This is a genomic window from Flavobacterium maritimum, from assembly GCF_040049085.1.
Taxonomy (GTDB): Bacteria; Bacteroidota; Bacteroidia; order Flavobacteriales; family Flavobacteriaceae; genus Flavobacterium; species Flavobacterium maritimum.
Map to the genome: position 1 here is coordinate 782048 of NZ_JBDLZY010000001.1, position 12392 is coordinate 794439.

Below are 12392 nucleotides of genomic sequence, written 5' to 3' on the forward strand. Positions count from 1 at the left end.
CATATGGCTTACTGCATATTGCCTATAGCTTACAGCTTTTTAATAAATTCCGTTGCTGCTTCTCCTGCGTTGTCGGTTTTCATGAAGTTTTCTCCAATCAGGAAACCTTTGTAACCGTAAGGTTTTAATTCGTTGATGGCTTCCACGGATGAAATACCGCTTTCAGAAACTTTTACGAATTCATCCGGTATTTGTGATGCTAATTGCTTACTGAAATCCAGACTTACTTCAAAGGTTTTCAGGTTTCGGTTGTTCACACCAATCATATCCAACGTAGGCATAATTGATTTTTCTAATTCCTCTTGATTATGTACTTCTAATAAAACTTCTAATCCCAAACTTTGGGCAAACTCTGATAATGATTTGATTTCTTCTTTGGTTAAAACCGCAGCGATAAGCAAAATTAAATCAGCACCGTGGGCCTTGGCTTCCAAAATTTGGTATTCATCCACAATGAATTCTTTTCTCAAAAGCGGAATGTTTACGGAGGCTCTTGCCAAAAGTAAATCGTCCAATGAACCCCCAAAATATTTTCCATCGGTCAAAACTGAAATTCCGCTAGCACCGGCAGTTTCATAACCCTTTACAACTTCTTCAACCGTAAAACCATAATTTATTTCGGCTTTTGAAGGAGAGCGACGTTTGTGTTCAGCGATGATTCCGGAGCTACTGTTTCTTAAGTTCTGACTTAGAGAAATGGTCTTTTTTCCAAAGAAAACTGAGGCTTCTAATTGCGAAACAGGAATGATTGATTTCTTGAGAATAACTTCTCTTCTTTTGTCGACTATAATTTTATCTAGGATGTTCATTTTTTTAATTTTTCAATCATTCAATTTTTTAATTCTAATTTTTACTTACTTAAATCTTTCAATTTATTCAATGCAGCCAGTCCTTTTCCCGAAAATAAACTTTCTTTTGCTAACTCAAAACCTTCTAATGGAGAACATTTTGTTACGGTTGCAATCGCCATTGCGGCATTGGCACACACTACATTATTTTGAGCTTCTGTTCCTTTTCCGGAAATGATATCGGTAAACATTTGGGCTGATTCTTCGATGGTTGTTCCTCCTTCGATTTCGCTTTGCAGCAAAAGACGTACGCCAAAATCTTCAGGCTTTAACATTCCTTCCATGGTGTTTGTAATGGTCTTGGTAGGACAGGTTAAAGAAACTTCATCATAGCCGTCCAATGAATGCAAAATCGTAAAATTAGTGTTGGTATTTTGATACAAGTAAGCATACATTCGGGCCAATTCCAAATTGAAAACACCTACCAATTGATTTTGAGGAAACGATGGATTAACCATTGGTCCCAACATATTGAAGAATGTTTTTACTGCTAATTCTTTTCGGATAGGGCCAACATTTTTCATAGCAGGATGAAATAGTGGTGCGTGCAAAACGCAAATTCCTGCCTGGTCCATACATTTCTGTAAAAAATCATTGTCATTACTGAATTTGATTCCCATTTTTTCCATCACGTTACTCGATCCCGAAATGGAAGAAACACCATAGTTACCGTGTTTAGCAATTTTTATTCCTGCACCGGCTGCCACAAAAGAAGCCAAAGTAGAAATATTGAAAGTGTCCTTGCCGTCTCCACCGGTACCACACAAATCGATGGTATTGTATGCTGATAAATCTACTCGAATGCACAATTCTAACAAGGCCTCACGAAAACCGGCAAGCTCATCAATACTGATGCTTCTCATCATGTAAACAGTAAGAAATGAGGCAATCTGACTCGTGTTGTAACTTCCGTTAGAGATATTTACCAATACGTTTTTAGCTTCTTCTTTCGAAAGCATTTCGTGATTGATAAGTCTGTTTAATATATTTTTCATTTTTTTTAAGGTGCAAAGTTTTTGCTATATGATGTAAGCTTTCGGTTATCTGATTACTGGGACTGATCACTGAATATTGATCACTAACTCTTCACCCAATTCTCTAACATCCTTTTTCCATTAGGTGTTAAAACACTTTCAGGATGAAATTGTACGCCGCGCACATCAAATGTTTTATGACGTAAAGACATTATTTGACCGTTTTCATCTACTGAGGTGGCTTCCAGAACATCTGGTAAATTAGCGTCGACCACCCAAGAATGGTAGCGCCCCACTTCAAATTCGTTTCCTAATCCTTCAAATAAAAGGTCATCATCAACCAAGGTTTTTACCGTTGTAGAAACGCCATGGTATACTTTGTCTAAGTTTGAAAGTGTTCCTCCAAAAACTTCACCTATTGCTTGTTGTCCCAAGCAAACTCCAAAGATACTTTTGGTGGGGCCATATTTTCTAATTACTTCTTTCAATAAACCGGCTTCATCTGGAATCCCGGGACCTGGGGAAAGTAAAATTTTATCGAAAACTGCAATTTCATCAATGTCAAACTCATCGTTTCTGTAAACGGTCACTTCACAATCTAAATCTTCCAGATAATGCACTAAATTATAAGTGAAGCTATCGTAATTGTCTATAACTAGTATTTTTTTCATTTTTTTCATTTAACGATTTAAAGATTGAAAAATTTAAAGATCAGGGATTTTTCAATCATTCAATTTTTTAATTTTTTAAATACTTTCTGCTAAATCCAAAGCTGCATTTAAAGCTCTTAATTTATTGTATACTTCCTGCATTTCACTTTCTTCATCAGAACTGGCAACAATTCCAGCTCCGGCCTGGCAATGCAATTGATGATTTTTACTTAGGAAAGTACGAATCATAATAGCATGATTAAAGTTTCCTTCGAAATCCATAAAACCGATGGCACCACCATAGAAACTTCTGTTTGTTTTTTCATAATCTTCAATCAGCTGCATGGCTCTGTGTTTTGGCGCACCACTCAAAGTTCCAGCTGGAAAAGTATCAGCGACCACTTGCATAGTCGTGGCTTTTTCATGTAAATGCCCAGTCACTTTTGAAACCAAATGGATTACGTGAGAGAAAAACTGTACTTCTCTATATTTCTCTACATTGACGTTGTGACCGTTTCTGCTCAAATCATTTCTGGCCAAATCGACCAACATCACATGCTCACTATTTTCTTTCTTATCTACCGATAATTCTTTGGCAAGAATAGCATCTTTCTCATCATCTCCTGTTCGTTTAAAAGTTCCTGCAATCGGATGAATCTCAGCTTTACGGTTTTTTACAATAATTTGGGCTTCTGGAGAAGAGCCAAATATTTTGAAATCACCATAATCAAAGAAGAATAAATATGGAGAAGGATTGATGCTTCTCAAGGCTCTGTATACATTAAATTCATCTCCTTTGAAACCTTGGGTAAATCTTCTGGATAACACTAATTGGAATACATCACCTCTGAAACAGTGCTTTTTGGCCAAAGCCACATTATGTTTGAATTCTTCGTCTGTTAAATTCGAAAATCCTTCTCCTTCTTTTGAGAATTTATAAGAAGCAATGTTTCTGGATTGTAATAATTGTTCAATTTCTGAAATGTTATTTCTTCCATCCAGACTATGACAGAAAATATAAGCCTCATTTTTGAAATGATTGATGGCTATTATATTTTGGTAAACGGCATAGTACACATCCGGAATGGCAATACTATTGTCTTTTTTGGCGATTGTTACTTTTTCGAAATAACGGACAGCATCGTAGGATATGTATCCAAACAAACCATTTGTAATGAATTTGAAATCATTTTTATCAGATTGGAATTGACTTGAAAATTCCTGAATTACCTCTGGAATATTAGTATTGGCATCAATTGCCGTTTTCTCAGAACTACCGTCAGGGAAAGTCTTTTGGATGATTTCATTTTCTATTTTTATAGAAGCAATCGGATTGCAACAAATATAAGAAAAGCTATTGTCATTGCCGTGATAATCACTACTTTCCAGTAATAAGCTATTAGGAAATTTGTCGCGAATTTTAAAATACACACTCACAGGAGTAATCGTATCGGCTAGGATTTGCTTGTAATTTGTGTTTAGTATAAAAGGTTTCATTTGTTTGTTGTTTGATAGAGACAAGTCCCGACTTGTTTGTATGTTTAATAATTAGATCAAAAAAAAAGGCCTGTCGTGATGACAAGCCTTTTATATTTATAGTTTACTAATACTATAGGAGCTTTGTTCACGACGACTGACGTAAATTATTCCACCACCAAGTATTGTTAGTAATTGTTCTCATATTGTTTTTTTGTTGCAACAAAGATATAAATGATATTCGATTATTCAAAAACAAAAAAACGAAAAAAAATATTTATTTTTCGTTTTTTTGTTAAATATGTGTTTTAAAATCAGGCTTTGATTTCGAATGGTAATTTCTTTAATAAATCAGTTTTTCGATTATGAAACCAATTCACTTTGATTTCTAAATACCAATTCTCCATCAAAAGCATCCAAAAGGATGATACTGTCTGTTTTAATTTTTCCGGCTAAAATCTCTTTCGACAATCTGTTTAAGACATCTCTTTGGATTACACGTTTTACAGGTCTGGCACCAAATTGCGGATCATATCCTTTTTCAGATAGATAGGCAATTGCATCTGGTGTTGCGTCCATGGTGATGCCTTGTTGCGCCAGCATTTTGGTAACGCTTTTCAATTGCAAGCCTACGATTTGGGCAATATTGGCATTGGTAAGCGGTGTAAACATTACGATTTCATCAATACGATTGAGGAATTCCGGACGAACGGTTTGTTTCAATAAGCCTAATACTTCTACTTTGGCCGCTTCCGTAGCCGCTTCGATTCCTCCTTTTAGATTCTCAAATTTCTCTTGAATAATCTGGCTTCCCATATTAGAAGTCATGATGATAATCGTATTTTTAAAATCGGCCAGACGACCTTTATTATCTGTCAAACGTCCTTCGTCTAATACTTGTAGCAAAATATTAAAGGTGTCAGGATGTGCTTTTTCAATCTCGTCCAATAATATTACAGAATATGGTTTTCTTCGAACAGCTTCTGTTAATTGTCCACCTTCATCATAACCCACATATCCCGGAGGCGCACCAACTAATCTGCTTACGCTATGACGTTCTTGGTATTCGCTCATGTCGATTCTGGTCATTGCATTTTCGTCGTCAAATAGATATTCGGCTAATGCTTTTGCTAATTCGGTTTTCCCAACTCCTGTTGTCCCAAGGAAAAGGAAGGTTCCCACAGGTTTTTTCATATCCTGTAATCCTGCACGGCTTCTTCGAACAGCATCGCTCACTGCCTGAATAGCTTCTTCCTGTCCAACCACCCTGTGATGCAACTCATCTTCCAGTCTGAGTAGTTTCTCTCTTTCTCCCTGAAGCATTTTCATAACAGGTATTCCGGTCCATTTGGCTACTACTTCAGCAATATCTTCACGGGTAACTTCTTCTTTTATCAAAGAACTGCCGGACTGATTTTCCTGTAATTGTTTGAGTAAAGTATCCAGACGTTCTTGTGCTTCCTTGATTTTTCCGTAACGAATTTCGGCAACTTTTCCATAATCACCATCACGTTCCGCACGTTCGGCTTCGTATTTAAAGTCTTCAATTTCTGTTTTTACGGATTGAATGTTGTCCACCACATCTTTCTCAGATTTCCATTTGGCGAAAATCTCATTTCTATCTTCTTTGAGATTGGCCAAATCCATTCCCAAGACTTTGAGTTTGCTTTCGTCTTTCTCTCTTTTGATGGCTTCAATTTCAATTTCCAATTGCATAATTTTTCTGTCCAAAACATCGAGTTCTTCGGGTTTTGAATTGATTTCCATACGCAATTTAGAAGCCGCTTCGTCCATTAAGTCAATGGCTTTATCCGGAAGGAAACGGTTGGTAATATATCTTTGAGACAATTCAACCGCCGCAATAATGGCTTCGTCTTTTATTTGAACTTTGTGATGTGTTTCATATTTTTCTTTGATTCCACGTAAAATAGAAACAGCACTTTCTGTATCCGGTTCTTCAACCATAATTTTTTGGAAACGTCTTTCAAGCGCTTTGTCTTTTTCAAAATATTTTTGATACTCGTCTAAAGTGGTTGCCCCGATAGCACGCAATTCTCCACGAGCCAAAGCCGGTTTCAGGATGTTTGCGGCGTCCATGGCACCTTCACCACCACCAGCGCCAACAAGAGTATGAATTTCGTCAATAAACAAAACGATATCTCCTTCTGCAGAGGTAACTTCTTTGACAACCGCTTTTAGTCGTTCCTCAAATTCTCCTTTGTATTTGGCTCCTGCAATCAGTGCTCCCATATCAAGAGAATACACGATTTTGTCTTTCAGGTTTTCAGGAACGTCTCCGTCAACAATTCTATGGGCCAAACCTTCAGCAATAGCAGTTTTACCCACTCCGGGTTCACCTACCAGCATCGGATTGTTTTTGGTTCTGCGGGTTAGAATCTGCAGCACCCGACGAATTTCTTCATCACGGCCAATTACAGGATCTAATTTTCCGCTTTTTGCCAATTCGTTTAGATTTTTGGCGTATTTATTTAATGAATTGTAAGTTTCTTCAGCAGAGGCCGAGGTTACTCTCTCTCCTTTGCGCAATTCTTCTATAGCGGCTTTCAATCCCTTTCCGGTTACGCCTTGATCTTTAAGAATTTGGGCTACTTTGCTTTTAGAATCAAATATGGCCAAAATCAGATGTTCGATCGAAACATATTCATCATTCATTTTTTTGGCGATGATTTCAGATTCGTTCAAAGTAGTGTTGGCTATTCTGGAGAGTTGTATTTCACCACCTGTGACTTTAGGAAAACTGTTTATGGTACTATCTAATATTTGAAGAAACAAAGGCAGATTGACGTTGAGTTTTTTCAAAATAAATGGTGCCACATTTTCGTCTACTTCAAAAATGGCTTTAAGGATGTGTTCGTTTTCTATTTGCTGTTGACCCAAACTCTGAACCAATTGCTGCGAAAGCTGTATGGCTTCTTGCGATTTAATGGTAAATTTATTAATGTTCATGATTAAAGGTTTTTATGTTTTTATACTGTTTAATACTTAACTTTGCAATCGAATTGTCAAATGGTATTCCACTATAAATTTACGGACAAATTGACGTTTAACCTATGATTTTCATCATTTTATAAAGACAAAAAGACATAAAATAAGACAAAATGAGTATATTTAATTCCATTTTTGGGAATTCAGAAGAGAACAAGAAAGTGACTGGGAAAATCAATTGGATTGATTTGACTGATTTAGGTCAATTGAATGAAATTGTAGCTGTTTCAGGCGAAAAACCGGTTGTTATTTTTAAACACAGTACACGTTGTAGCGTAAGTCGAATGGCTTTAAAACAATTTGAAAATGAGTTTGATTTAGCAGATGAGGTTGATACTTATTTTCTGGATTTGATTTCGAATCGTGATGTTTCCAATGAAATAGCCAATCGATTTCAAGTGATTCATCAGTCTCCACAATTGGTCTTGATTAAAGAGGGAAAATCAATTTACGATGCTTCTCACAGTGATATTGATGCTGAGGAGTTGAAAAAAATATTGAAATAGTGCTGTTTAAAGCCTGAATTTTAACATAAAAAAAATCCATAAATTTCTATTTATGGATTTTTTTATGAGATAGATTTTAAAGTTTATTTGTTGCTTTTTTCTAAAATAGTCCTGATTAAATCCTCTTTGGAAAGAACGCCGGATTGTCTCCACAATTGTTTTCCGTTTTGAAAGAGAATCATGGTAGGAACGCCACGAACTTGATATTGTGATGCGATTTGTTGGTTTTTATCGACATCAATTTTTATAATCGACACACGGTCGCCTAAACTGTCTTTTACTTGTTTCAGAATGGGAGCCAACGTTTGGCAAGGACCACACCAAGTCGCAAAAAAATCGACTAAAACAGGTGTTTCTGATTGGATGATTTGATTAAAGTTGCTCATCTTTTTTATTTTTTATGTTTGGAATTGCGCAACCATTGGGACCGCAACCTAAATTAAAAACCACTTGAATAAAGAAAAATAATCCAAAAGCGATAAACATCCATTCTTTTAATATAAATGCCTGTGCAAATAAAAACAGGGCAAATGCTAAACGGATCCAACGCATGAAATGCCAGTTTTGAAACAATAACTCTTTCATTTTTTTCTAATTATTGATTTTCTTTATTTTATATTTTTCATCATAGGAAATTACTTTTTGTAATTCTTCTAAATGGATTTCTCCGGTACTAACAATAAGCACTTCAGCAAAATCACTGCTCATATTGACATTAAGGACTCCTTTTATTTTAGAAAGCGCATCGGATACACTGTTCATACAACCGCTACAAGTAATTCCTTCAAATTCATAAAGGTTTACCCTAAACTGTGCATTCTTTTTTAATTCAATAAACAATTCGGAATTGGCTCGTGGAGCTGCAGAATTTTCACTGATATCCATTTTTTCAATATCGAAAGCGTCTTTGAATAACGAAAAATACTCTTCTTTGTTACCGCCAAAAGGAGGCCCCACTTCAAAAGTCCGATTAAACAAAAGGCCAGCTAATTTTCCATTATCGGCTAAAAGCTGATGCATTTTCCAAACATATTTTTGACGCATCGTTGGAGGCAAAGCACAGAAAAATGTCTGCTCAATAATCAAATCATAGCTTCCCTGATGCTCAAAAAAATCACCTAAGACAATATGAATGTTGATGTTGTTCTCAAATTTCTGCTTAATATTTGCTACCAATGACGGCGCAATATCAATAACGGTAATATCTGTAAAACCTTGTTCAATAAGGTATTCAGCTTCATAGGAATTGCCGCATCCGGGAATTAAAATCCGAATATTTTTATTCTTTAATGTGTCGATATAAGTCTTGATGGGAGGAGATATTTTTCCTAAGTCCCAACCTGTTGTGTTAGATTTGTATTGTGCGTCCCAATATTCTTTGTCTAAAGGTTTCTCGCAGGAAACAACACAGCATTTTTCATTTTCCATAGTACTCCATTTTATAATTGCCAATGTGTTTTTCGTTTTCAAGTATCATTTTTTTATGTCTGAAATAATTAGCTGTTCCAAACCCGAATATGATAAAAGAAACAAAATAGAACGCTACCTCAATAAAGAAACTGTTCTCTATTTTTAATAAATTTCGAATACTTAGACCTGCTACCAAAAAATACATGGCCGTTCTAAGAAAAGCCAAAAAAGTAGATTGATTGGCTAATATTGTTCTTTGCAAGGCTAATCGTTCCCTGAGGATTAAGTCTTTATTTATAGTCTCTTCGTTTTTCATTCTATTTTGGTTTCCTTGTACTTATTCCAAAAGGCCAATACAAAGGACAAAAATTTACGAAACTGGTTATCAATAGGATAATTGCAAAAGCTCCTAAAATCAGTGCAAGTGTACCGCTAATGGCGTTGCTTAGATACAATACCGCTACAATAGCTGCAATGGCTATCCGGATAACTCTGTCTGCTGGACCTACATTTTTTTTCATGCGTATTGATATTAGGTTATTAATAAATTACTTCAAAACTTTACTTTGGCATACGAAATCGGTTGTCGGTATTTTTGTTTTTGCAATAGCAGAAAATCCACCTTCGATTTCGGTAAAATTTCTAAACCCACGTGCTTCTAAAATAGATGCTGCAATCATACTGCGATAACCGCCTGCACAATGCAGGTAAAAATGTTTTTCGGGATTGATGTCTTTTATCCAATCATTAATATAAGCTAAAGGCTTGTTATAGGCGTCCTCAATGTGTTCAGCGCAATATTCACTTTCTTTGCGGATATCTATTATTTCGCTTTCGCCAATTTTTACTTCATTAGCAAATTGCTCTGCAGAAATCCTTTTTACGGTATCAATTTCTTCGCCCGCTTTAGTCCAAGCTTCAAAACCACCTTTTAAATGACCAATTAAATTATCAAAACCAACGCGACTCAAGCGGGTCACTGTTTCTTCTTCACGACCTGTTTCGGTAATTAAGATTATTGGCTGATTAACATCGGCAATTAAAGCGCCAACCCATGGGGCAAAATCACCGTTTATCCCTATGTTTATGGATTGTGGAATAAATCCTTTGGCAAAATCAGTATTGTTTCTGGTGTCCAAAAGTAAGGCTCCGGTTTCATCGGCTACTTTTTCAAAATCTTTAACCTCAATAGCTTTCATTCCGTTATTTAAAACGGTTTCAAAACTTTGGTATCCTTTTTTATTCATGGCTACATTCATTCCGAAATAAGCAGGCGGAGGTAACAAACCTTCGGTCACTTCGGTCACAAATTCGGCTTCGGTCATGTTGGCTCTCAATGCATAATTAGTTGCTTTTTGGTTACCAATGGTAGATACGGTCTCTTTACTCATATTTTTACCACAAGCACTTCCTGCACCATGAGCAGGATACACAATAACATCATCAGCCAGCGTCATTATTTTTGTTCTTAGCGAATGGTATAAAGTGGCCGCTAATTGTTCCTTGGTCATTGAAGCCGCTTTTTGCGCTAAATCTGGTCTTCCAACGTCGCCGATGAATAAAGTGTCACCAGAGAAAATAGCATAATCTTTCCCGTTTTCATCAATCAATAAATACGTAGTGCTTTCCATGGTATGTCCTGGAGTGTGCAACGCTTTGATTTTGATGTTTCCAACTTCAAATATTTGGTTGTCAGAAGCAACGATGGCTTCAAATTCTGGTTTGGCTGTTGGTCCGTAAACAATTGGAGCTCCTGTGTTTTTACTCAAATCAATATGACCAGAAACAAAATCTGCATGAAAATGGGTTTCAAAAATATATTTCAATTTTACATTGTCCCTTTCTAACCGATCTAAATAGGGTTGTATTTCCCGAAGCGGGTCAATTATTACAGCTTCACCATTTGAAGTGATGTAGTAAGCGCCCTGTGCTAAACAACCCGTGTATATTTGCTCTATTTGCATGATGTTGAAATTTCAATTTTAGAATACAAAGGTAATTCTGTTTTTTGAAATAAAGCGTGACTAATGTTACACAAAATTTTAATATTATCATAAAAAATGACTAGTAGAAATCAGGCTGTTTTTGTTTAAATTATTAACAAAGCATGGATAACTATGTTCTTTTTGTCAAAGAAATGTTACTTGTAATGGGTAAATTTGCAGAACCTCTGATAAAACTCTCTATATGGAAGAAATGCTTTTTTACGATAGAATGCAATTCGCATTTACGATTACTTTTCACTACCTCTTTCCTCAGCTGACCATGGGGCTCTCCTTGATTATTGTTTATTTTAAATGGAAGTTTTTGCGTACTCAAAATGAGCAGTACAATCAGGCAACCAAGTTTTGGATGAAAATTTTTGCGCTTAATTTTGCGATGGGTGTGGTAACAGGAATTCCAATGGAGTTTCAGTTTGGAACCAATTGGGCTAAGTTTTCAGAATTAACAGGAGGGATTATTGGGCAAACCTTAGCCATGGAAGGAATGTTTTCTTTCTTTTTGGAGTCTTCCTTTTTAGGCTTGTTTTTATATGGCGAAAAATTACTTGGGCATAAATGGCATTTTGTTACCGGATTACTGATTTTTATTGGTTCTTGGGCGAGTGGTTTTTTAATCATTGCAACGCATTCCTGGATGCAATACCCCGTAGGTTATGAAATTTTGGCTAATGGTAAATTTGTATTGAATAATTTCTCTGCCTTATTCACCAATCCATGGTTGTGGCCCTCCTATTTGCATAATCAGGCCGCCTCTATGGTAACCAGTTCATTTGTTGTAGCAGGTATTGGAGCTTTTTATATTCTTGGGAAAAAGAATGTGGATTTTGGAAAATTGTTTGTTAAGACGGGAGTCATTTTCGGATTGGTTTCCAGTTTAATTGTAGCCGTTCCTACCGGTGATTTGCTAGCCAAGAATGTGGTGAAACACCAGCCCGTAACCTTTGCGGCTATGGAAGGTATTTTTCATACTGAAAAAGAAGGTTCGGAAATTGTTTTAATTGGTCAGCCAGATGTAAAAGATAAAAAATTAGATAATAAAATTGCTGTTCCCAATATTTTAAGTTTTTTGACCTACGGTAATTGGCATCAGGAAATCAAAGGCTTAGATCAATTTAAAGAAGAAAATCATCCAACAAATATTTCAGGACTGTACTATGCGTATCATATCATGGTTGGACTGGGAACCGTTTTCATCGGATTAATGGGCTTAGCTGTTTTTCAGTTGATCAGAAGAAAATTGTTTGAAACCAAATGGATTTTATGGTCCCTGCTTTTTATGCTTCCTTTTCCATATATCGCAAACACAACGGGATGGTATACCGCTGAATTAGGAAGACAGCCTTGGTTGGTTTATAACTTGTTACGCACCACAGAAGGAGCTTCACCTACGGTTTCATCCGGGAATACTTTATTTACCCTCCTCGGATTCATAGGATTGTATCTCTTATTAGGAATGTTGTTTTTACTCTTAGTGGGTAAAATTATAAATAAAGGACCTCAAACAGAAAATATATAAATT

The 12392-nt window shown here is 36.1% G+C and carries 13 protein-coding genes; 2 read left to right on the forward strand and 11 right to left on the reverse strand.

Annotated elements, in window-relative coordinates:
- Positions 1 to 29: 29 nt before the first annotated feature.
- The 5 genes from trpC to clpB form a co-directional block, all read right to left on the reverse strand.
- A complete protein-coding gene (gene trpC / locus ABEB23_RS03520; protein WP_348810991.1) occupies positions 30 to 809 on the reverse strand; it encodes an indole-3-glycerol phosphate synthase TrpC in 780 nt (259 codons plus the stop codon).
- A gap of 41 nt (positions 810 to 850) precedes the next feature.
- Positions 851 to 1843: an anthranilate phosphoribosyltransferase gene (gene trpD / locus ABEB23_RS03525; RefSeq protein ID WP_348810992.1), complete on the reverse strand. Its 993-nt coding sequence runs from the start codon at positions 1841 to 1843 to the stop codon at positions 851 to 853.
- Positions 1844 to 1926: 83 nt separating this feature from the next.
- Positions 1927 to 2493 carry an anthranilate synthase component II gene (locus tag ABEB23_RS03530; RefSeq protein ID WP_348810993.1) on the reverse strand — a complete coding sequence of 189 codons (567 nt, stop codon included), beginning with the start codon at positions 2491 to 2493 and terminating at the stop codon, positions 1927 to 1929.
- Between the two features lie 75 nt (positions 2494 to 2568).
- Entirely contained in the window at positions 2569 to 3969 is a 1401-nt protein-coding gene (locus ABEB23_RS03535; RefSeq protein WP_348810994.1) for an anthranilate synthase component I family protein, read from the reverse strand.
- A gap of 342 nt (positions 3970 to 4311) precedes the next feature.
- Entirely contained in the window at positions 4312 to 6915 is a 2604-nt protein-coding gene (clpB, locus tag ABEB23_RS03540; RefSeq protein ID WP_348810995.1) for an ATP-dependent chaperone ClpB, read from the reverse strand.
- A 152-nt stretch (positions 6916 to 7067) separates the two neighbouring features.
- Between clpB and ytxJ the strand changes: the two genes are divergently transcribed.
- On the forward strand, positions 7068 to 7460 hold the full coding sequence (gene ytxJ, locus ABEB23_RS03545) for a bacillithiol system redox-active protein YtxJ (RefSeq protein ID WP_348810996.1): 393 nt from the start codon (positions 7068 to 7070) through the stop codon (positions 7458 to 7460).
- An 83-nt stretch (positions 7461 to 7543) separates the two neighbouring features.
- Here the strand turns inward: ytxJ and trxA are convergent, their stop codons facing one another.
- Genes trxA through ABEB23_RS03575 form a run of 6 tightly spaced genes read right to left on the reverse strand, consistent with a single transcriptional unit; the run spans position 7544 to position 10834 of the window.
- On the reverse strand, positions 7544 to 7846 hold the full coding sequence (gene trxA, locus ABEB23_RS03550; protein WP_348810997.1) for a thioredoxin: 303 nt from the start codon (positions 7844 to 7846) through the stop codon (positions 7544 to 7546).
- Complete coding sequence (locus ABEB23_RS03555; protein ID WP_348810998.1) at positions 7833 to 8045, reverse strand: hypothetical protein; 213 nt, start codon at positions 8043 to 8045, stop codon at positions 7833 to 7835. The genes trxA and ABEB23_RS03555 overlap by 14 nt, the downstream gene beginning before the upstream one ends.
- Positions 8046 to 8051: 6 nt before the next feature.
- A complete protein-coding gene (locus tag ABEB23_RS03560) occupies positions 8052 to 8888 on the reverse strand; it encodes a methyltransferase domain-containing protein (RefSeq protein ID WP_348810999.1) in 837 nt (278 codons plus the stop codon).
- Positions 8878 to 9186 (reverse strand): DUF202 domain-containing protein, encoded by a 309-nt coding sequence (locus tag ABEB23_RS03565; RefSeq protein WP_348811000.1) that lies wholly within the window; start codon positions 9184 to 9186, stop codon positions 8878 to 8880. Before ABEB23_RS03565 ends, ABEB23_RS03560 begins: the two co-directional genes overlap by 11 nt.
- Position 9187: 1 nt before the next feature.
- A complete protein-coding gene (locus ABEB23_RS03570; RefSeq protein ID WP_348811001.1) occupies positions 9188 to 9391 on the reverse strand; it encodes a YgaP family membrane protein in 204 nt (67 codons plus the stop codon).
- A gap of 27 nt (positions 9392 to 9418) precedes the next feature.
- Complete coding sequence (locus ABEB23_RS03575) at positions 9419 to 10834, reverse strand: MBL fold metallo-hydrolase (RefSeq protein ID WP_348811002.1); 1416 nt, start codon at positions 10832 to 10834, stop codon at positions 9419 to 9421.
- Between the two features lie 223 nt (positions 10835 to 11057).
- Here ABEB23_RS03575 and ABEB23_RS03580 point away from each other — a divergent pair, with 223 nt between their 5' ends.
- Positions 11058 to 12389, forward strand: coding sequence for a cytochrome ubiquinol oxidase subunit I (locus tag ABEB23_RS03580; RefSeq protein ID WP_348811003.1), 1332 nt, complete (start codon positions 11058 to 11060; stop codon positions 12387 to 12389).
- Positions 12390 to 12392 lie beyond the last annotated feature (3 nt).